Origin of the sequence: Streptomyces sp. NPDC088350 (assembly GCF_044753545.1) — a bacterium.
In the GTDB taxonomy this organism is placed as follows: Bacteria; Actinomycetota; Actinomycetes; order Streptomycetales; family Streptomycetaceae; genus Streptomyces.
The window spans coordinates 505,941-526,548 of record NZ_JBIVNL010000004.1 but is presented as its reverse complement, the minus strand read 5'-3'; the positions used below and the strand labels follow the sequence as shown (position 1 = coordinate 526,548).

The window sequence follows — 20,608 nt, the reverse complement described above, 5'->3', positions numbered from 1 at the left end:
CGCGGGCATCGCATGCGAGGCCTTCGGCCGGGGCGGCCTTGCCCAGCGGGGTACGGACCCGCCGGGTGGCGGGGGTGGACCGGACACCTGCCGGGTACTCGTGGCCCTCGCTGCTCTCCAGCCTGGAGACATGACTCAGAACGCGGACGACACGGTGCTCGCGGCACCGACCTCTCCCCGGCCCGAACCCGCCGGGGGAGAGCAGGCGAAGGTTCCGGACGGCGGACGGGCCCCGGTGGGGCGCCTGATAGGCGTGGACCTTGCCCGAGGCCTCGCGGTCTTCGGGATGTACGCCGCCCACGTCGGCCCCGACCCGTCCCAGGGCGGCGTCACCGGCCACCTCATGGAACTCGCGCACGGCCGGGCCTCCGCCCTGTTCGCCTTCCTGGCCGGTTTCTCGATCATGCTGATCACCGGCCGCCGCAGTCCGAAGACGGGCCGCGCGGGCCGCCAGGCGGTCGTCAAGGTGGTGATCCGGGCACTGGTGCTGCTGGTGCTGGGCACTGCCCTCACAATGACGGGCATCCCCGTCGAGGTGATCCTCGCCTTCTACGGCCTGTACTTCCTGCTGGTCCTGCCCCTGTACCGGCTCAGCGCCGGCCCCCTGGCGGTCATCGCCGCGGCCGGTGCCCTGATCCTGCCGCAGTTGCTGTACGTCATCCAGCACGCTCTCCCCGCCGATGGCGCCGAGGGTATCTGGGTGTGGCCGGCGAACGCGGACGGCATCGTCTCCCTGCTGTTCACCGGCAGCTACCCCGCCCTGACCTGGATCCCCTTCGTGATCGCCGGTATGGCGGTGGCCCGTCTCGACCTGGCCTCCACCGTCGTACGCGTTCGCCTCGCCGTCACCGGTGTCGCACTGGCGGTGCTCGGCTACGGCGGCTCCTTCCTGGCCCTGCACCTGGTCCCCGGCGCTGTGTCGGCGTTGAACTCCAGCGGGTGGGGCGAAGGCGGCTCGGCCGCATCGGCCTGGTGGTCGGACACCTGGGGTTACCCGAGCGGAGCCACCCCGGCCGGTCTGCTGGTGGCCTCGCCGCACAGCGAGACGACTCTGTCGATCCTGGCCAATGCCGGTGTGGCGATCGCGGTTCTGGTCGGCTGCCTCGCGGCCGTCGACGCCTTCCCGCGCTTCCACCGTCTCGCCAGGCCGGTGATCGCGGTCGGTTCGATGTCCTTGACGGCGTACGTCTTCCACGTCGTCGGCATTCGCCTCCTCGGTATCGAGGAGCTGCCCGGTTCCCCGGTGCACGTACTGCTCGGCTTCCTGGTGGCCGTGACCGTGTTCGCGACGATCTGGTCCCGGTTCCTCCGGCGCGGGCCTCTGGAATGGCTGCTGGGCAAGGCCACCAAGCCCGCGGAGTTCGTACGGTGACCCGGCCCCCCCGGCGGCGTCCGCGAGATGTGCTGGTTGACAGCAGCCGCGGCGATCGGCGTCCTGGCTGTCCTGCGGCCCGACCTCTACGCCACCGCCACGCAGCAGCTCGTCACCGCCGTCGTCGGACACAACTGATCGCGCCCTCACCTCCTTCCACGGTTCGCCGATCGGAGTTCATCGATGCTGTTCAACCCGTTGCAGAACACGAACCGGAGCCATGACCCGCCGCCCCGAGCGTCCCGGGTCCTGATGTCCGCCGTCCTCGCCACGACCGTGGCCGTCGCCGGACTGGCGCTGGGGGCTGCGACCCGCTCCGACGCCAGGACCGCGGGAGAGGAGGGCAGGACGCTCGACCAGCTGTACAGCGCCGCGGAGGCCGAGGGCGGTCGGCTCGTCGTGTACGCGGGCGGCGACTGGAAGAACCAGCAGGACGACACCAAGCAGGCGTTCGAGAAGCGCTTCCCGGGCGTCAAGGTCGAGATGGTCGTCGACTACAGCAAGTACCAGGACGCCCGCATCGACAACCAGCTCGCGACCGGCACCCTGGTCCCCGACGTGGTCCAACTGCAGACCCTGCAGGACTTCGAGCGGTGGAAGCGGCAGGGCGTGCTGCTCCCGTACCGGCCGGCCGGCTTCGGCAAGGTGTACGACACGTTCAAGGACGCGGACGGTGCCTGGGTCGCCACCGACGTCCTGGCCTTCGGCGCCGGCTACAACAAGGGTCTCGTCGGCAAGGACGCGCCGCACAGCGTGCGGGACTTCGCCGACCCGAAGTGGAAGGGCAGGATCGCCTCGGCCTATCCGAACGACGACGACGCGACGCTCTACCTCTACAGCCGTTACGTGCAGAAGTTCGGATGGAACTGGCTGGCAGGTATGGCCCGCAACACGGAGTTCCTGCGCGGCTCCGACTCCGCGGGCAACCAGATGGCCGACGGGAAGAAGGCCGTCGGGCTGGGCGGCTGGGTCACGCCCGACGCCGGGAACGACCCCTCCGCAGCGACCGTCGGCATGCTCCCCAACACCACCGACCCCTTTGTCGCCTGGGGTCAGCGCGAGGCGATCCTCAAGAAGGCCAAGTACCCCGCCGCCGCCAAGCTGTTCCTCAACTGGCAGCTCTCCAAGGAGCGTCAGACGAGCGACGCTTGGTCGGTTCGCACCGACATCGCCCCGCCCACCGGCCTGAAGAGGATCTGGCAGTACAAGAACGCCGCCCTCGACGGATTCCCCGCCTTCATGCGGGACCGCGCCGCGGCCGAGCGCCTCCGCCAGCAGATGACGCTCTACATCGGCGAGGTCCAGGGCCCTCCCACCCCGGGGCGCCTCGGGACCCACCCCGCCAGGCCACTGAACGGGCCGTCACCGCAGAGGCGGGACAGCACTCACTGACGTCTGAATCGCGCAACGCCGGAATCACGCGGCCTCGGCCGTTCGGCTGAGCAGGCCATTGCCGCAGCCTGCGAGCGCTGGCCGTTCGGCTGAGGTGGCTGCACCTGGTGTGACGGGAGATTGGAGGTGAGCCTCCCTCCCCTCCTTGTAGGAGCCCGTCATGCCACAGCGGTTGTACCCCAGGGCCACAGTTCCAGTGGCCCCGGCAGCGGAACCCGGCGATCCCCGCCCTGCTTCACAACCGGTTTCGCGCGCCCGAGCATCCAAGGCCACCCTGCGGTCGCGGTGTTCCGAGGTGCGCTGGGAAGGCCCGTACTGGTTGGTGTGCGCCGGTTTCGCCCTCCTGCTGGCGGCCACCACGACACTCACCTCGCACCGGGTGTGGGGTGTCTGCGCGGCGGCCGCGTATGCGGGCGCGGCGCTCCTGGCCGGCAGGGAGCCCCGTCCCTGGGCGAGGAACAGCGCGATCGCCGCGGTCACCGGGGCGGTGCTCGTGCCGTTGGCGCTGCTGATGGTGCTGGGCACTGCCCAGTCCGAGGTCGGTGTCGTCGAACGCTCCGCCGACCTGCTGCTGAACACCGGCACTCCCTACGCCGCGCACCCGGTCGGTGTGGGTGACTTCAACCCGTACCTGCCCGGCATGGCGGTCTTCGGACTCCCGCACGCCCTGCTGGGCGACACCCCGTTCGCGGACGCCCGGCTCTGGTTCGCAGCGGTGTTCCTCTTGTCCATGACACTGGCCGCCCGATACGTGACGAACGTGCCTGAGGTGGCGCGGGGGAGTGCGCGGAGGCTGGTGCCCCGCGTCAACTCGGCCCTGCTGCTCACGAGTTGCCCCGCCGTTGCCCTGCCTCTGGTGGTTGGGGGCGTCGATCTGCCGGTGGTCGGGCTGATGTGTCTGGGGCTGGCCCTCGCGGGCCGGGTCGGAAGGAGCACGGCGTCCGGGGAGGTCATGGGGGCCGCGGCGGCGCTGAAGTGGACCGCGTGGCCGCTGCTCGCGGTGGGCCTGGCGCTGATCGCGGTGACTTCGGGTCGCAGAGCAGCGATACGGGCCGCCGCTACGGCACTTCTCGTCTCGGCCGTCGCCGTCGTGCCGTCCGTGGTCGCCGATCCGCACGCCTTCGTCGAACACGTGGTGCTGTTCCCGCTCGGCGCCGCCGGGACCGGATCGCCCGCCACCAGTCCGCTGCCCGGCTATCTGCTGGCCCATAACGTGCCGGGAGGGCGTGCTATCGCCGTAGGGGCGCTGACGGTGAGCGTCGTCGCGCTGGCGGCCTCGCTGTTCATACGTCCGCCGCGGACCGTCACCGCCGCCGCGGACCGACTCGCGCTCGGCCTCGCCCTGGCCATGTGCCTGATGCCCGCGACGCGCTTCGGGTATCTCGTCTACCCGCTGGTGCTCGTCGCGTGGTTCCACCAGGAACGTGAGAGAACGCGACACCCGTTCCGTACACATCGTTGAACCGAACAGGGAGAACGAGGAGTTGCGGATGCGGAAGTCTGCGGAGCAAGAGGAGAAGCCGCGTGGGGAAGCCCGTGCGACACGTTCACCCCGGCACCTGGCACGAGTCACCACGCTTGCTGTGGCTGCGCTGATCGCAGCGCAGTTCCTCGCCGGAAGCCCGGGGCATGCGCCCACCGAGGGAGCGGAGCGGCCCGCAGGAGCGGCGGAGCGAATAGGACCCTAGAGGACTCCTCATAGGGGACGGTCGTCCCCGACGAACGCCTGGGGCGAGGAATCCCAAGAAACCCGGGCAGACGGTATCGCGTTCCCCCTTGGAGCACTCCTGGTCGCGGTCAGAGGAGTTCGAGGAGCTTCTCGGTGAACTCGGTGGTGGTGGCGCTGCCGCCGAGGTCGGGGGTGCGGATGTCGGTCTTGGCGAGCACCGCGGTGATGGCGTCGGTGATGTCCTTGGCCGCCTCGGAGTGGCCCAGGTGGTCGAGCATGAGGGCTGCGGACCAGATCGCGCCCAGCGGGTTGGCGATGCCGCGCCCCGCGATGTCGGGTGCGGAGCCGTGCACCGGCTCGAACATCGAGGGGAACTCGCGCTCGGGGTTGAGATTGGCGGACGGGGCGATGCCGATGGAGCCGGCCACGGCCGCGGCGAGGTCGCTGAGGATGTCGCCGAAGAGGTTGGAGGCGACCACCACGTCGAAACGGGCCGGGTCGAGCACGAATTTGGCGGCGAGCGCGTCGATGTGCTCCTGGTCCCAGGCCACCTGCGGATACCCGGCGCCTCGCTCGGCGACCAGCTCGTCCCAGAACGGCAGGGTGTGGACGATGCCGTTGGACTTGGTCGCCGAGGTCAGCCTCCCGTCCCGGCGCGCGGCCAGCTCGAAGGCGTAGTCGAGCACCCGGGTCACGCCGGCCCGGGTGAACACGGCTTCCTGTACGGCCATTTCCGACGGGAAACCGCGGTGCAGGCGCCCGCCGATCTCGCTGTACTCGCCCTCGACGTTCTCCCGCACGACCACGAGGTCGACCTTCCCGGGCAACGCTCCGCGCACCGGACTGTCGATGCCGTCGAAGACGCGGATCGGCCGCAGGTTGACGTACTGCCGGAATCCGCGCCGGATCGGGATCAAAAGTCCCCACAGCGAGACATGATCCGGCACGGCCGGATGTCCGACCGCGCCGAGCAGGATCGCGTCCTTGCCCCGAAGTCGGTCGAGACCGTCGGCGGGCATCATCGCGCCCTCGCGGACGTACCGCGCGCAGGACCAGTCATAGGAGGTGTACGAGAAACCGAAGCCGTGGCGCGCGCCGACGGCGTCGAGGACCTGTTGAGCGGGTGGCAGCACCTCAGCGCCGATGCCGTCACCGGGGATGAGTGCGATGTGGTGATGGGTCATGTCCCCGATTGCAGCAATCCGGGCACGGACACGTCCAAGACACTTTGTCGATCTGCCTTATAGGACTGGCCTATAAGGCGCGTGATCAGTGCCTGATGGCCTCAAGGGCGCAGGTTACGAAGGTGCGTGCGGCCGGCGACTGCTCGGCGTGGCGGCTGATGAGCGCGACGCGCAGCGTCGTCCTCGGCTCGATGTCCAGGACCAGAGCCCCGGCCCGCTCGGCCGCGGAGCGCCAGGAATCGGTCACCACGGCGAGCCCGACGCCCGCGAGGACCAGCGGGAGGATCGCCACCCGGTGTTCGGTCTCCGCCGCGATGGCGAAGTCGATGCCGCGCTCGCGCAGGCTGTCGACGTAGGCCCGCATCCCGGTGCCCCGCTGCCCCACGATCAGCCGCTGTCCCGCCAACTCCTCGCAGGTGACCGGTCGGCCCGCCCGGAACGGCCCGTCCGGAGGGGCGAGCAGGACGAAACGCTGCTCCCTGGCGGCGTGCGATACCACCTCCTTGTCGGTGAGTGGTTGCGGCGTGGCGAGCAGGCCCAGTTCGGCGGCGCCGGTGCGCACCATGTCGACGACATCGCGGGACGTGAAGGCGGCCCGGATGTTCACCGACACCCCGGGATAGCGGGCGGTGAACGCCCGGATCATGGTGGTCAGCGGCTCCACCGCCTGGGACGGCATGGCGGAGATGTCCAGACACCCCTCGCGCAGCTCGTGCACGGCCGCCACGCTGGCGCGGGCTGTCTCCAGGCTGCGCACTGCCGCCCGGGCCGGTTCGATCAGCGCGGTCCCCGCCTCGGTGAGTACGACACGGCGGCCGATCCGGTGAAAGAGACTGCTGCCCAAGTCCCGTTCCAGCGCTTGGACGGCCTGGGACAACGACGGTTGTGAGAGGTACAGGGCCGATGCCGCCCGGTTGAAACCGCCGTGATCCACGATCGCGAGGAAGTACTCCAGCTGCCGAACATCCATGGCCTCATGATCTCCTCACCGCACGGATCCAGGGTCGGGCGACGGACAAGCGCTCAGCCGTCGCGCCCTCCTGAGGAGGATTCACGCATGCCTGTGCCGCGATCTCGTCGGCACTCCTTGCGGTCCTTACGGAGACCATGCGCGCGTCGCTCAGAGGTCGGACACCCAGCCGTGGACGCACCGTAGTAGACGGCCCTCTCGGCAGGCGGGCCTGTGCCGTGGGCTCTCGCGCGTCCACACCGGGGTGCGCTATCAGGGCGACGTGGTCGCCGGCGCCGTACTCGGAACAGGCGCGGCTGCCGCGCACTGGGACGGTTCGGGCGGCGCCGGGTGGCTGACCTGTGGCTTTTTCAGCCCCGTGACGGGCCATGGTCCGGGCGCCCAGGTGTCCGGACCGCAGTCATCTCCAGAGACTTGGCTCACCTCACCCCGTACAGCCGGTCGGTGCCCTGCTGGCCGCGGATCGCACCACCGACCACCGACCGGCTTCAGTGGGCCCAGCCTCCCCACGGTCTCGCCCGACAAACGGGAGATCGCCCGCACGGCGGCGTCCCTGCTGCTGAACTGCATCGACGCCCCCCGACTATGGCGTCCCCTGCCAGGAGGGTCCAGCCGGCCGCACGTCGGCGCTCCAGCCCGAGTGCCTGGTCAAGAGGTCGAAGCGGCGCCGGGCCACCGGGGACGTCCCCGGTGGCGAGAAGTCTCTCCCAGCCGCTGTCCAGCGCGGGCTACAGGTCGAAGCCCGGATCGCCGACGAGCGGCTCAGGGCCGATGGCCGGCCACGGCTCGCGCCCGGCGGCGAGAACATTGCCGTAGTGCCGGTCCCAGTGCAGCATCCGGTCGCCGGGCTCGCCGGGCTCGCCGGGCTCGCCGGGCTCGCCGGGCTCGCCGGGCTCGCCGGGCTCGCCGGCCGGCGCGGCGACTGCCGACGCCCAGCTGCCGCTGGTCCTCGGGGTTTGGCAGGGTGGCGGCGGCCGTCGGCGGGTCGCGCGGGATCTCACCGAGGCCGCGCAGGACCTCGGGTGCCGGGACGGAGTGCAGCCGGACCGTGAGCGTGGCCAAGGCGCTCTTGGTCACGTCGTCGTCCTCGACGGAAGCCAGGGTGCGTGAGCTGTCCAGGCGTTCCAGCAGCACGGGACCGCTCTGCTGGTCGTGGTCGAGCAGCCGCACGATGCCATCGCCGTTCCAGGCCCGCAGTCCGATCAGTAGGGCGGTCTTCTCCTCGCGGGGCATCTGGATTCTGAGCGCGGCGTGGGTCGTACGTCACCTTCGGCGAGGTGTCACGCCTCATCCAGGACGCAGGCCCGCGCCTCCTGGCACTCGGTGTGGAGGAGGCCGGCATCGCAGATCCGGGTCGTCCTTGAACTGCGCGATCAGCACACCAGGGACCGGCTCAGCGGGCCCGAGCGCAGGTGGCGGCCCCGGGGCTCGGTGTCCGTCAGCCGGCCGGCCTCGACGACGGGACGGCCGCCCACCACGACGGTCTCCGGCCAGCCGGTGACGGACATGCCCTCGTACGGCGTGTAGTCCGTGGCCATGTGCAGGCCGGTACTGCGGACGGTGCGGGTGGCCGTGGGGTTCCAGATCACCAGGTCCGCGTCCGAGCCGGGCGCGATGACTCCCTTGCGGGGATAGAGGCCGTTGAGTCTGGCCGGGTTGGCGCACATCAACTCGACGAAGCGGCCCATCGGCAGGCCGCCGCTGACCACCAGCTCGCTGAAGATCACGGGCATGCGGGTCTCAACTCCCGGCAGACCGTTGGGCATTGCCCGTACGTCGTGGCTCACCGACTCCTTCTGGGCCGTGTCGTAGCAGCAGTGGTCGCTGCCGATCGTCGCCACCTGGCCCATCAGCAGCCGGGAGCGCAGTCCGGCGACCGTGCCGGCGTCCCGCAACGGCGGGCAGCACACGAAGCGTTCGGGGTGCGGGCCCGCGTACGCCGTGTCGTCCAGGACCAGGTGGTGGGCCACGGTCTCCGTGAACGCCCGCACTCCCCGGCTCCGGGCGCGGGCCACCAGGTCGACCGCCTCGGGTGTCGACTGGTGGACGAAGTACACCGGGGCCGACACCGACTCGGCGATGGCGAGGATCTCGGCGACCGAGGCGTTCTCGGCCAACTCCGGCCGTGTACCGGCGTGATGGCCCGAGCTGATTGCCCCGGCCGCCGCGCTGCGCTCCTGCGTGTCCGCGATGATGTGGTCGGCCTCGCAGTGGATGACCACCATGCCGCCGAGGTCCCGCAGCGTGGTCATCACGTTGAGGATGGTCTTCTCGTCGGCCATGGTCTCGCCGCGGTAGGTGGTGAACATCTTCACCGTGACGATGCCGTCGGAGGCCATTGACCGCAGCTGTTCCGGCACGGTGTCGTCCCACTCGACCACGCACCCGTGCAGTGCGCTGTCGCACAACCCCTGTTCCGCCTTGGCGCGTTGGACCGCGGCGACGTCGGCCGGGTTCTCGCCGGAGCGCGGGATGGCGAAGTCCACGATGGTGGTCGTACCGCCGAAGACGGCCGCCGTGGTGGCCTGGCGGTAGTCGTCCAGGGAGGTGAAGTCCCCCGAGGTGAAGCCGACATGGCAGTGCGGGTCCACTCCGCCGGGCAGTACGAGGCGCCCGGAGGCGTCCAACTCGGTGGTGCCGGGCGCCTGTACGGTGCGGTACGCGCCCGGCTCCACCACCCCGAGCACCTTGCCGCCGCCCACCAGGACGTCCGCGGCGCCCTGCCAGTCGGCGTTGACCACGGTGCCGCCTCGCACGACGAGGTCGACGGGTTGGACGGGCGCAACGGCTTCGATCGATGAGGGGTGGTGGGACATGGCGAACCTCCAGCGAGGACGAGGTGTCAGAGAGTGGCGAGGTAGGCGTGCCAGCCGCCGTGGGCAGTGATGTCGACGACGTCGGGGGCTGTCAGCGCGGAGGCGCGCATCCGCATCGAGAAGGAGCCCGAGCCGTCCGCCAGCGCGATCACGCCCAGTTCCAGTTCCGCGGGCTCCTCGGGGAGGAGCCGCTCGCGCAGCACCTCGTAACTGACCTCGTACACCTCGCCGTTGATCGATGCGCCGCCCTGCGCGACCGGGTGCAGGCCGGGGAACTCGTCGCGTACGGAGAAGAAGCGGTACGCGGGTGCCGTGCGAGCGGGGCCGAGCAGACGGGCCTCGCCCAGTGCGTGGTGGAGGGTGCCTCCGGACATGGCCTGGCCGTTGACGAACATTCTCAGGGTCATAGGGGGAGTGCCTTTCGGAGTGATACGGGAGTGGTGGCGTCGTCGTGCAGCAGGCGGCCGGGGCCCAGGTCGTCCACCGGGTCGGCCGGGGCCTCGCCGGAGATCTGGCGGGCCAGCGTGTCGCCCCACACCGGGGCGAGGGTGAAGGCATAGGTGCCGCCCGCGACGAAGAAGCCCGGGTGGCCGGGGATTTCGCCGATGACCGGCATCTCGTCAGGGGTCGCGGCCAGCGGCCCTGCCCACATGCGCAGCAGCCTCAGATCGCCGAGGAAGGGCAGGATGCGCCCGGCCTGGGCGAGGTTGCCGGCCATGCTGGGCACGCTGACGGTGCTGCGGCCCGACATGTCCAGCTCGCCGGCCGGCCAGCCACCGCCGATCAGCAGATTGCCCGCGCTGACCTGCTTGACCGACATGCCCTCGCCGATGTGCTGGACCAGGTGATGCATGACCGGCGGGACCCGCACGGTCACGTGCATCTGGATCGCGACCGGGGACATCTGTATCCCCACCCCCGCGAGTGCGGAGACCTCGGTGATCCACGGCCCGGCCACGTTGACGACCACGGGAGCCGTCCAACTCCGGTCGCCCGACAGCACCTTGTAGTCGTCGCCGACCCGCTGGATGCCGGTCACCGGGGTGAAGGCGTGCACTTGGGCGCCGAGGCGGCGGGCGGCGGCCAGATAGGCGGGAGTGATCAGGAGCGGGTTGGCGTAGCCGTCGAGCGGGCACCAACTGGCCGCGCGTACACGGTCGGAGAGCAACGGCAGTTCCTTGCGGGCCTCGTCGCCGGTGAGCACCTCGGTGGGGATGCCCGCCCGCTTCTCCCACTCGTGTTTCTCCCTCAACTCCTCTTCCTGTACGGCGGTTTCGGCGACCATGAAGCCGCCGCCGCGCCGCAACTCCACGTCCGCGCCGAGCCGTTCCTCGATCTGCGACCAGTGGTCGGAGGCCCGGCGTTGCAGCGGCAGCAGCCGCGCACTGTCGACCGGGATCTCCTGGCCGGGGCGGCGGGTGTGGATGGCCTGGATGTGGAGGTTGCCAGCGGTGGTGCCGGAGCCTTCCCGGTTGGGCGCGCCGCGCTCCAACACCACGACCCGGTACCCGCGTTCGGCGAGGTGGAAGGCGGCACTGGCGCCGAGGATGCCGGCGCCGATGACGACGACGTCGGGCCGGGTCACGGGACTTCCTGCCCTTCGACCGTCGCCGCCATGGGCAGCGGCCGTATCGGCATCCGGGCCGCGAAGCACTCCGCCGGGCCCTCGCCCCGCCCGGCCAACGCCGCCACGATGTGGCCGCATTCGCGTCCTTGGCAGGGGCCCATGCCGGCGCGGGTGGCGGCCTTGGTGCCGTGCACGTCGTTCCAGCCGGTCGCGGCGGACTCCCGGATCTCGCCCGCGGTGACGCCCTCGCAGCGGCAGACCTGGGTGGCGTCGGAGATGTCCGCCGTGGTCGGCAACGGGTAGAGGCGGTCGGCCAGTTCGGCGAAACGGTCCAGGGCGCGGGCCCGGCGACGGAGGCCGGCCACCCGCACGGGAGCGCGTTCGGGTGCCAGGCGGCGCAGGATCGCATGGGCGGCGAGCTCTCCCCGTACGCCCGCCGCGTGCACCCCCGCAATACCGGCGCAGTCCCCGGCGACGTACAAGCCGTCGACGGAGGTCGCGCCGTCCGTGTCCACGACCGGGAGTTGCTCCGTGCCCGTCGGGTCCGGCTCGGTGTCGCAGATGAGCAGCCGGGGGAGTTCGGTGCTGGGGCGGAAGCCGAAGCCGACGCACAGCGCGTCGGTCCTCAACTGCCGTACGCTGCCGTTCTCTTGGCCGATGTCCACGGCGGTGACCTGGGTGTCGCCGTGTGCGGCCAGCACGCGCGCGCCCTGTTCGACGCGGACGCCGTGCCGGGCGAGAGTGAGGAGATAGCGGGCCGCCTCCGCGAGCCGGGCGGGCTGCCGAAGAGCGCCGGCGATCGAGGAAATCCCGGGCCGGTAGGGGTGGTTCAGCTCGACCAGTGCCTCGATGCGGGCGCCCACCTCCAGCAGCGCGCAGGCGACCGGGAGCAGGAACGGGCCGGTCCCGGCGAGCACCACCCGTTGGCCCACGGGAACCCGGTCCATCGTGGCCAGGTGCAGGGCGAACCCGGGGGTGACCACACCCGGCAGCGTCCAGCCGGGGAAGGGGAGTGAGCGTTCGTACGCGCCGGTGGCGACGAGTGTTGCCCGGGTGCTGATGCGACCGAGGGCGCCCGTGCGGACGTCGGAGGTGAAGAGGGTGCGGCCGGCGTCCTCGGCGCCCCAGACCAGGGTGCCGGTACGGCAGTCGACGCCGGACTCCCTTACCTGGCGGATCAGTTGGGTGCCACGTGGGCGGAAGTCGCCGAAGGCGGCCGTGAGTTGCTCGGCCCGGCGCTTGTAGTACTGACCGCCCAGGGTGTCGGACTCGTCGAGCAGTACGACGCTCAGCCCGCCCCGGGCCAGGACCAGCGCCGCGTGCAGCCCGGCAGGGCCGCCGCCGACCACCGCGACGTCCACCTCCGACTCCGCGATGACGTCAGCCATGCGCGGCCGTCGGCAGGGGCTCGGTGTGGGTGCGGATGTCCATGCCGTCAGTGACGTGCGCGGTACAACTGCGGGTGCCAGGGCGGCCGTTGACGGTCACCTCGCACTCCAGGCAGACACCCATGCCGCAGAACGGGCCGCGCAGCTGCCCGTTGACCGGGTTGCGGCGCAGCGGCCAGATGCCTGCCGCGACCAGGGCGGCGCTCACGGACTGACCCGCCCAGGCCCGGCCGGGGGTGCCGTCGATGGTCACGGTGACCGTCTGTGGAAGGGAGTTGGTGCTCATGGCTGTGCTCACAGTGCTCAAGAGGGGTGGGGGGTTCACAGGATGCGGTCCAGGAACTGGCGGGTGCGTGGGTGTTCCGGCGCGGAGAAGAAGAGGTCCGGGGACTTGTCCTCGACCACCGTGCCGTCGGCGATGAACACGACCCGGTCGGCCGCCGCCCGGGCGAACCCCATCTCGTGGCTGACGACGATCATGGTCATGCCCTCCTGGCGGAGCCGGACCATGACGTCGAGGACCTCGCCGACCATCTCCGGGTCCAGCGCCGAGGTGGGTTCGTCGAAGAGCAGCAGCTCCGGGCGCATCGCCAGGGCACGGGCGATGGCCACCCGCTGCTGCTGGCCGCCGGAGAGTTGGGAAGGGTAGGAGCCGGTCTTGTCGGCGAGGCCGACCATCGCGAGCAACTCGCTTGCCGCGACGCGTGCTTCGGCCTTGGACACGCCGTTCACGTGCACCGGACCCGACGCCACGTTGTCCAGCGCGGTCATGTTCGGGAACAGGTTGAACTGCTGGAACACCATGCCGGTACGCCGCCGTTGGACGGCGATCCGCCGCTCCCGCAGGGCGCCGCGCTCGCCGTAGCCGATCCGTTCGCCGCAGATGGTGACGGTGCCCGAGTCGGGGGTCTCCAGGTGGTTGAGGGTGCGCAGGAAGGTGCTCTTGCCGCCGCCCGACGGGCCCAGGACGAGGACGACCTCGCCCTGCCGGACCGTCAGGTCGACGCCCTTGAGGACCTCGACTCCGCCGTACGACTTGCGTACTTGGCGCGCTTCCACGACCGTCTCGGTGCTCATCGGGTCTCCAATTCGAGGACCGCGCTCTTCATGCGGCGGCCAGCAGTCGGCCTGTTCTCGTGACCGCGGCCCACCCGGATCTCCAGCCACCGCTGGACCAAGCCCCACAGGGTGGTCATCGCCAGGTAGTACAGGGCCGCAGCGGTGAGGCCCTCCAGGACACGGAAGTTGGTCTGGACGGCGAACTGGGTGCGACGCAGCAGCTCTTCCACCGAGATCACCGACACGAGGGTCGTTGTCTTGAGGAGCCCGTTGAAGCTGTTGCCGAGCGGCGGGACCATCACTCGCAGCGCCTGCGGCATGACCACCACCCGGAACACCTTCCACGGCGGCATGCCCAGCGCGCGGGCGGCCTCGGACTGGCCGCGCGGGACCGACATCACCCCGGCGCGGACGATCTCCGACAGGTACGCCGCCTCGTTGAGGACCAGGCCGGTCAGGGCCGCGCTGATCACGCCGAGACGCAGGCCCAGCTGGGGCAAACCCGTGTAGATGATGACCAGTTGGACCAGGAGCGGGGTGCCGCGCATCAGCCACACGTAGAAGCCCGTGACGAGTCGGACCGGCCTGAAGCGGGACGCTCTGCCGAGCGCCACGAGTACGGCGAGCGGCAGGGCGAGCGCCATGCTGACCGTGGTCAGCCAGATCGTCGTCCAAGCTCCCTGAACGAGCTGGGGATTGGTGAGGAAGGAGAAGAAGGCATCCCAGGACCACATGGCTCTCGCCCTTCGCTGGTTACTTCGCGCTGATCGCGCCGGTGGTCACCTTGAGGTCGCCGGTGTAGGCCGTGACGCCGTACTTCTTGAACAACGTGGTCAAGTAGCCGTTGGTACGAAGGGTGTTGAGCGCGTCGGCGACCGCGTCGGCGGGCTTCTGCTTGCCGAAACCGAGCGCGAGCGGGGCGGGGTTCATGCCCTTGACCGCCGTCTCGAAGCGGCCGTCCTTCTGGTAGTAGCTGGTGACCGCCTCGACGATGGCCACACCCTCGACCTGGCCCGCGGACAGCGCCTGGTAGGCGTCGGCGGTGGTGGTGAAGGTGTGGACGGTGACCTGCTTCTTGCCGGCGGCCTTGAGTTCCTTGTTGAGCGCGGTGAGGGTGTCGAACTCGTAGCCGGGCGCTTCCACGGCGATGGTCTTGCCGGAGAGGTCGTCCTCGGAGGTGATCTTCTTCGGGTTGCCCTTGGCGACGGAGATGGAGACGCCCTGGACCTCGTAGGGGACGAGCTTGATGGTCTTGGCGCGCTCCGGTGTGTAGAACATGCCGGTGTCGATCATGTCCCAGCGTCCGGACTGCACACCGGGGATCTGCGCGTCGAAGGGGATGTTGACGAACTTCGGGGTGAGGCAGAGGAGTTGGGCTATCTCGTTGCCGAGGTCCACCCGCATGCCGACGATCTTGCTGGACGCGTCGAGGTACTGCATGGGCGGCAGGGTCGCGTTCGTGGAGATCGTCAGCGTGCCCGCCTTGACCAGGTCCGACTTGGCCACCTTGGGCGTGCAGCCGGTCGGGGCCGCGGCGGCGGACGACGAGGAGTCCTCGTTGCCGCAGGCCGCCACGGTCAGGAGCAGGGCGGCGGCGGAGGAGGCCGCGATGAGAAGTCTGCGCACGGTCGGTTCACCTTTTTCCGGTGCTGGTGGAACAGGGGTGCAGCCCGGCCTCGTCGAGCGCCGCCGACAGGGCGGTCAGCGCGGACGGGTCCTCCAGGGGGAGCAGCGGGGGGCGTACATGCCCTCCGGGCTGCCCGAGCAGCCGCATGGCGGCTTTGAGCTGCGAGGTGGGTGAGGCGAACCGTGAGCTGTAGTCGTCGTTGACGAGCAGGTTCACAAGCCGTTCGTAACGTGCGGACCATTCCCGGGCCCGGTCGAGGTCACCGGCCCAGTAGGCCTCGTAGAAAGGGACGGCGAAGGGGGCGCCGAGGCCGCCGCCGTCGATGTTCCCGGCGCCGCCGAACTCGGCCATGACGGCCATGCCCCGGCGGTGGATGAAGCGGCCGAAGACCTGGACCTTCCCGGCCAGGGCGGCACAGGTGTCGGCGACCTTCAGTTCGTCGCCGGAGCTGTCCTTGACGGCCACGACGGTGTCCAGTTCGGCCAGCCTGGCCAGGGTGTCGACGCTGATGTCGACGGCGGTGCCGCGCGGCCAGTTGTAGACCATGAGCGGCAGGTCGACCGTCCCGGCGAGAGTGGCGTAGAAGGCGTGGATCTCGTCCTGGCTCGGGTGGACGTAGGGCGGCGGGGTGGTGAGGATGCCGTCCGCGCCGATCGAGCGGGCGTGCTCGCCGTACCGCGCGGACTCGGCCGCGGTGTACGCGCCGCAGCCGATCACCACCGGTAGCTGCCCGGAGAGTTCCGCGACCGCGATCTCGGCGACCCGGCGGCGCTCCTCCGGGGTCTGGGAGAACCACTCGCCGGTCGTGCCGTTCACCAGGACACCGTGGACGCCGTGCTCCGCGTACAGCGAGAGCAGTGCGCGCCAGGCGTCCTCGTCGAGGGAGCCGTCGGCGGCGAAGGGGGTGGGCGCGGCCGGCCAGTAGCCGCGCCAGGGCGCGGCGCCGGAAGTGCTCATCGTGTGTGCTCCGATCGAGTGTCTGTCCCGTCAGCACGTCCCGTTGGGAAGTCGCCTTGTGGGACCACTCTGTGGGATCGATTGCACAGCACCGTGACACCGGCCGAAGGTGCCGGTCAACCTCGTTCTGGCCGGAATCTGCTGGCGAAACGCATTGTTTACGCCATCGACTCGACCGCGTCTGACATGATGGCGATCACGGCTCGGCGCGTGAGAAGGGCCGCATGGGATCGATTTCATGATCGGGGGTGGGCCGGTGGCCGTCACCTTGGACCAGGTGGCCGAGGCGGCAGGGGTTTCCAAGAGCACGGCCTCGCGGGTGCTCAGTGGCTCCAGCCGGGTCAGCGCGCAGACGAAGCGCGCGGTGCAGTCGGCGGCGGAACGCCTCGGCTACCGCCCCAACCGGATCGCCAGCGGACTGCGCACCAGACGCAGCAACCTCGTCGGGCTGGTGATAACGAACCTCGTGAACGCCTCGTTCCACCGCATTACCGAAGTCCTCCAGCAGCGGCTCGACGAACGCGGCTACCAAGTGCTGCTGTGCGTCACCGACTCGGACCCGGCACGCGAACGCCGTTACCTGGACATGCTGTTGGACCACCGCGTCGACGGCCTGATCATCGTGGGAACGGGCGACAACACCGCGATGGTCCGGGAGGTGAGCGCGGCCGGTATCCCCGTGGTCAACCTGATGCGCACCCCCGACGGCGCTCCCGGCGACTCCGTGATGGCCGCCGACCGGGACGGCGCCGAACTGGCCGTCCGTCATCTGCTCGACCTCGGGCACCGGGGCATCGCCTTCATCGGTGGCCCGCCGGGCGTCGACTCCGGACGCGACCGCTACGCGGGGTTCGCCGCGGCCCTGGCCACCGCCGGGCTCGAACCCGACCCCGCCCTGTGTGCGCGCGGTCCGTTCACCGTGCCGTTCGGCGCGGAGGCGGCCATGCGGCTGATGGCCGCCGACAACCGGCCCACCGCGCTGTACAGCGCCAACCACGAAGCGACGTTCGGAGTGCTCGGAGCCCTGGTGCAGCTCGGGGTCCGGGTGCCGGAGCAGCTCTCGCTCGTGTGCCACGAGGAGGCACCCTGGTTCCCGTACTGGCACCCGCCGATCACCGTCGTCGACAACGGAGCCCGCGACCTCGGCGAACTCGCCGCGGAGCAACTGCTGCGCCGCATCGACAACGGCCCCGACAACGGCGACGCCGGCACCGAGGGCGTCGGCCGGCTCATCCGTGTCGGCTCCCGGCTCGTGGTACGCGACTCGACTACTGTCCCGCGTCTATCGCAGTGATACCCATGGCCGATCTTTCGGTCGGCCGGCCTGTCGGCTCCTCTTGTGGTTCCGCCGACTCGGCGGCGGAGCGCGACGCCCAGTGGCTGGACGTCGTGACCCGGCGTCGTTCGGAGGAGGGGGGACGAACCCGAGACCGGGGACGTCGAGAGGTGAGCGCCACCTGACGGCACCGGGACCGAACACACGGCGATGCGAGTCCGCGCGGGACTCGCATCGCCTGGCTGGGTACGGCTCCGGCGGTTCGGTCGGTGCCGCTCGCTGCTGCTACCTCGTGGCGAGGAACAGGTAGTCGGCCGTGTAGGGGACGCGGGCCGTGGGCTGCGTGGCCGGGTTGCAGGTGCCGGCCGGGGCGACGCCGCCGGCGGTGTTGAGCCGCAGGACCGCGGTGGTCTTGGACAGGAGTCCCTCACTCTTGCCGGTCTGCTGTGCGCGGAGCAGGAGTTGGGGGATGTTGCCCTTGCCGTTGTCGAACTTGTTGAGGACGGTGCCGGTCACCGAGGAGCCGTCGGGAGCGATCCACTGCGGCGGGCCGGCGGGGCCGTGCTTGGCGAAGCTGTGCTGGATGCCGCCCTGGAGGGTGGCGTCGACGTTGTCCTGGGTGAAGGCGTAGGAGCCGTCGTCCTGCTTGGTGCAGGCGTAGATCTGGGCCCCCTTGACGACGCCGGCCAGCGCCGAGTGCCGGACGGCGTCGGGCAGCGAGACGGCGCCCGGCAGTGCGACGGCCTGTCCGCGGACCGCGCCGCCGGGGAACTCGGCGGTGTGCAGGTTGAAGTAGAACTGGTCGGGATGCGCCTTGATGCTCCGCAGCAGGTCGGCGTCCTTGACCTTCACGGTGCCGAACACGAACGGCGTGCCGCCCTTGAGCTTCTCCATGAAGAACGGGATCTTCACGTCACCGTTGGTGCCCCGCGCACCCTGGTGGAGATGGGCCATGGTCGGGGTGCCGATACCCGTCCACGCGAACGCGAAGGACACCTCGTCGCCCTGGATGCGCATGAGGGCCACCGCGCTGCCGTCCTTGTCACCCACGGCCGGCTTGCCCTTGACGGGTACCTCGTTGTCACCGGTGAGGATCGTGGTGAAGTACCGCGCCCCCGGCGCGTTCTCGGAGTAGCGGCCGATGGCCCCCGCCGCCCGAGTCGCCCCCGCCGCCCGATGCGACACGGTGGCGTCGGCCGCACCGTCCACGCCGTTGCAGGCGGTCAGGAGCAGGGTGCCGGTGATCGCGGTCGCGGCGATGGTCCCGAATCGCTTGAACATCATGTGTCTCGTTCTCCCCGTGAGTGCCGATCCGCGGTTGCCCCGCGGTCGTTCTCCCTCCATCACGGGGCCCCTGGGGCGATCCCTCAGCCGATGACAGTCCTGAGACACGCCTGAGAAGGGACGGCGTCACTGAGGACACGATCTCGACATTACGCCGCACACCGGTCGCCTGCGATGCCCTGCCCGGGGAGTGCGGACGGCACCCGCTCCAGGACGCCGCCTCCGTTCGTAGGCGGCCATGGCGGACCGCACCTCGGGGGAGAACAGCTCCGGGCCGATGGCGTCGGAGTGCGCCAGGCCCTCCGGGGTGAGCGCGAGCAGGCCGCCCCAGGTGTCGGTCAGCCAGCCGCGCCCGGCCAGCCGGTCGAGTTCCGTCCCGAAGTCGTCGTCGGGTGAACTCCCGAAGCGGGCGCGGTAGTCGGCGACGGACAGGCCCTCGGCCTGGAGGAGGGACTGGAGGAGATGACGGCGGCGCGCCTCGGGCCCGCCCACGCGGTGGCCGACCTCCGCGTGCGCGAAGTCGGCCGTCGTGACGTAGTCGTCGATGATGCCGCGGATCTCGTGCATGCCGACCGCGTGGTCGAAGGAGTAGTGCAGCGCCGACGGGTACGAGCGCGCCCCGCAGCCGAGCCCGATCATGCCGTCCGTCTGGCAGGCGTAGTCGTCGGCGCCCTGGGGCGGGGCGTCCGCCCGGCGGAACATCCGCATCGACTGCTGGACATAGCCGTGTGCGAGGAGGCGGTCGCGTCCCGCCCGGTACAGCCGCAGCCGCTGCTCGTCCCACGCCGTAGAGGCTCCGGCGTCCCCCTGGTGCCGGTCGAGACCGGTCGACGGGCGGACGTAGAGCGGGTACAGGTACAGCTCCTCGGGCCGTCACGCCAGGGCGGCGTCCAGCGAGTCGCGCCAGGTCTGCTCGGTCTGGCCGTCGATGCCGTAGACGAGGTCGATGTTGAGGACGGGGACGCCGGCGTCCCGGATCCGGCCGAGCGCGGCCTCCACGTCGGCGCGGTGCCGCGGGCGTACGGCGGGCCTACCGGTTGGCGGGACTCGCGGAACCCGAGGGTGTGGTCTGGGCTGGGTCACCGAGCGCGGCGGTCGTTCTCGTCCGGGAGCTGACGGACCGGGGCCCGAGCGTACGGGACGCGGTGCGCAGCGCGCCGTGGGCGGCGGCGAGACGGCTGCTGCACGTCGAGTTGGGGCCCACCGGGTGGTCGGCTCACTGGGCGGCGACCGGCGACCGGCCGTCGGCCGTCGGCCGTCGGCTGTGGCCGTGGCCGTGGCCGCAGTCTCTGGTGGACCGGATCCGTGCGGGCGTGATCGAGGACCTGGCTGGTGGCGACACCGGGAAGGAGGCCGCGGAGATCCGGCTGCTCCTCCTGGACGCCGTGCTCGGACAGCACGACGCGCCGTGGCCGGCGGCGTTCCCGGCCGACGACGGTGCGATCGACGCCCTGTCCGCGGTGTGCCGCGGCGCCGGCTGGTGGTGGCCGTTTCGCGCGGGTCGCCGTGCTGTCGGAGCGCCCCTCGTCCCTCCACCGCGACGAGGCGGGACGGCTCGACCACGGCGGCGGCCCGGCGCTCGCGTACCCGGACGGCTTCGCCCTGCACGCCTGGCGCGGCATGCCGGTCCCGGCCGCCTTCCTGGCCGAACTGCCAACGTTGCCCCCCGACCGCATCCGGGCCGAGGAGAACACCGAACTGGGCCGCGTGATGCTTGAGTACTACGGCTACGACCGCTACCTCACCGATTCGGGCGCCCGCCCCCTGCACCGCGACGCGACGGGCACCCGGTGGTGGATAGACCTGGCCGGCGATGAGTCCGTGGTCATGGTGGAGGTCCTCAACTCCACACCGGAACCCGACGGCACCCGTCGCACCTACTGGCTGCGAGTGCCCCCGTCGACCCGTACGGCCAAAGAGGGGGTGGCCTGGACCTTCGGCCTGGACACGAGTGCCTACGCACCGGAGCGGCAGACCTGAGAGTCCGCTGCCCGGCTGCTCGGCATCCTCTGGGCTGCTTGGATCGGCGAGGCCCTCGTGGCGGGGC

The 20,608-nt window shown here is 70.7% G+C and carries 16 protein-coding genes and 3 pseudogenes; 5 read left to right on the top strand and 14 right to left on the bottom strand.

Features of this window, described 5'->3' with window-relative positions:
• The first annotated feature begins 130 nt into the window (after positions 1-130).
• The 3 genes from ACIQBL_RS16275 (at position 131) to ACIQBL_RS16265 (ending at position 4,226) form a co-directional block, all read left to right on the top strand.
• On the top strand, positions 131-1,372 hold the full coding sequence (locus ACIQBL_RS16275; protein WP_401941782.1) for a DUF418 domain-containing protein: 1,242 nt from the start codon (positions 131-133) through the stop codon (positions 1,370-1,372).
• A 183-nt stretch (positions 1,373-1,555) separates the two neighbouring features.
• Positions 1,556-2,764, top strand: a complete 1,209-nt coding sequence (locus tag ACIQBL_RS16270) for an ABC transporter substrate-binding protein (RefSeq protein ID WP_401941780.1) — start codon at positions 1,556-1,558, stop codon at positions 2,762-2,764.
• Between the two features lie 295 nt (positions 2,765-3,059).
• Positions 3,060-4,226, top strand: a complete 1,167-nt coding sequence (locus ACIQBL_RS16265; RefSeq protein WP_401941778.1) for a glycosyltransferase 87 family protein — start codon at positions 3,060-3,062, stop codon at positions 4,224-4,226.
• Positions 4,227-4,561: 335 nt separating this feature from the next.
• Here ACIQBL_RS16265 and ACIQBL_RS16260 read toward each other — a convergent pair whose 3' ends face one another.
• The 12 genes and pseudogenes from ACIQBL_RS16260 to ACIQBL_RS16205 all read right to left on the bottom strand — a co-directional run bounded on the left by ACIQBL_RS16260 (position 4,562) and on the right by ACIQBL_RS16205 (position 16,001).
• Entirely contained in the window at positions 4,562-5,617 is a 1,056-nt protein-coding gene (locus ACIQBL_RS16260; protein WP_401941775.1) for a tartrate dehydrogenase, read from the bottom strand.
• An 85-nt stretch (positions 5,618-5,702) separates the two neighbouring features.
• A complete protein-coding gene (locus ACIQBL_RS16255; RefSeq protein ID WP_401941773.1) occupies positions 5,703-6,587 on the bottom strand; it encodes a LysR family transcriptional regulator in 885 nt (294 codons plus the stop codon).
• 602 nt (positions 6,588-7,189) lie between these two features.
• Positions 7,190-7,820: pseudogene (locus ACIQBL_RS16250) on the bottom strand (aminoglycoside phosphotransferase family protein); the annotation flags it as partial.
• A 140-nt stretch (positions 7,821-7,960) separates the two neighbouring features.
• On the bottom strand, positions 7,961-9,403 hold the full coding sequence (gene hydA, locus ACIQBL_RS16245) for a dihydropyrimidinase (protein ID WP_401941771.1): 1,443 nt from the start codon (positions 9,401-9,403) through the stop codon (positions 7,961-7,963).
• Positions 9,404-9,429: 26 nt separating this feature from the next.
• A complete protein-coding gene (locus tag ACIQBL_RS16240; RefSeq protein WP_401941768.1) occupies positions 9,430-9,810 on the bottom strand; it encodes a gamma-glutamylcyclotransferase in 381 nt (126 codons plus the stop codon).
• The gene (locus ACIQBL_RS16235; RefSeq protein ID WP_401941765.1) at positions 9,807-10,988 is read right to left on the bottom strand and encodes an NAD(P)/FAD-dependent oxidoreductase; all 1,182 of its coding nucleotides are present in this window, start codon (positions 10,986-10,988) and stop codon (positions 9,807-9,809) included. The genes ACIQBL_RS16240 and ACIQBL_RS16235 overlap by 4 nt, the downstream gene beginning before the upstream one ends.
• Positions 10,985-12,358, bottom strand: a complete 1,374-nt coding sequence (locus ACIQBL_RS16230) for an FAD-dependent oxidoreductase (protein ID WP_401941762.1) — start codon at positions 12,356-12,358, stop codon at positions 10,985-10,987. Before ACIQBL_RS16230 ends, ACIQBL_RS16235 begins: the two co-directional genes overlap by 4 nt.
• Positions 12,351-12,644 (bottom strand): (2Fe-2S)-binding protein, encoded by a 294-nt coding sequence (locus ACIQBL_RS16225; protein ID WP_401941759.1) that lies wholly within the window; start codon positions 12,642-12,644, stop codon positions 12,351-12,353. Before ACIQBL_RS16225 ends, ACIQBL_RS16230 begins: the two co-directional genes overlap by 8 nt.
• 35 nt (positions 12,645-12,679) lie before the next feature.
• Positions 12,680-13,435, bottom strand: a complete 756-nt coding sequence (locus tag ACIQBL_RS16220; protein ID WP_401941756.1) for an amino acid ABC transporter ATP-binding protein — start codon at positions 13,433-13,435, stop codon at positions 12,680-12,682.
• On the bottom strand, positions 13,432-14,151 hold the full coding sequence (locus ACIQBL_RS16215) for an amino acid ABC transporter permease (RefSeq protein WP_401941753.1): 720 nt from the start codon (positions 14,149-14,151) through the stop codon (positions 13,432-13,434). Before ACIQBL_RS16215 ends, ACIQBL_RS16220 begins: the two co-directional genes overlap by 4 nt.
• 19 nt (positions 14,152-14,170) lie before the next feature.
• Positions 14,171-15,043: an ABC transporter substrate-binding protein gene (locus ACIQBL_RS16210; RefSeq protein ID WP_401941750.1), complete on the bottom strand. Its 873-nt coding sequence runs from the start codon at positions 15,041-15,043 to the stop codon at positions 14,171-14,173.
• Between the two features lie 7 nt (positions 15,044-15,050).
• Entirely contained in the window at positions 15,051-16,001 is a 951-nt protein-coding gene (locus tag ACIQBL_RS16205; RefSeq protein WP_401941747.1) for a dihydrodipicolinate synthase family protein, read from the bottom strand.
• A gap of 256 nt (positions 16,002-16,257) precedes the next feature.
• Here ACIQBL_RS16205 and ACIQBL_RS16200 point away from each other — a divergent pair, with 256 nt between their 5' ends.
• The gene (locus tag ACIQBL_RS16200; RefSeq protein WP_401941745.1) at positions 16,258-17,295 is read left to right on the top strand and encodes a LacI family DNA-binding transcriptional regulator; all 1,038 of its coding nucleotides are present in this window, start codon (positions 16,258-16,260) and stop codon (positions 17,293-17,295) included.
• 267 nt (positions 17,296-17,562) lie between these two features.
• Here ACIQBL_RS16200 and ACIQBL_RS16195 read toward each other — a convergent pair whose 3' ends face one another.
• Both ACIQBL_RS16195 and ACIQBL_RS16190 read right to left on the bottom strand, forming a co-directional pair.
• Positions 17,563-18,561 (bottom strand): CHRD domain-containing protein, encoded by a 999-nt coding sequence (locus tag ACIQBL_RS16195; RefSeq protein ID WP_401941742.1) that lies wholly within the window; start codon positions 18,559-18,561, stop codon positions 17,563-17,565.
• A gap of 126 nt (positions 18,562-18,687) precedes the next feature.
• Positions 18,688-19,593, bottom strand: a pseudogene (locus ACIQBL_RS16190) (coproporphyrinogen III oxidase family protein); the annotation flags it as partial.
• On the opposite strand from ACIQBL_RS16190, the pseudogene ACIQBL_RS16185 reads away from it, so the two are divergent.
• Positions 19,560-20,541 (top strand): annotated as a pseudogene (locus ACIQBL_RS16185) (DUF6745 domain-containing protein); the annotation flags it as partial. The pseudogenes ACIQBL_RS16190 and ACIQBL_RS16185 sit on opposite strands and share 34 nt — an antisense overlap.
• Positions 20,542-20,608: the final 67 nt, after the last annotated feature.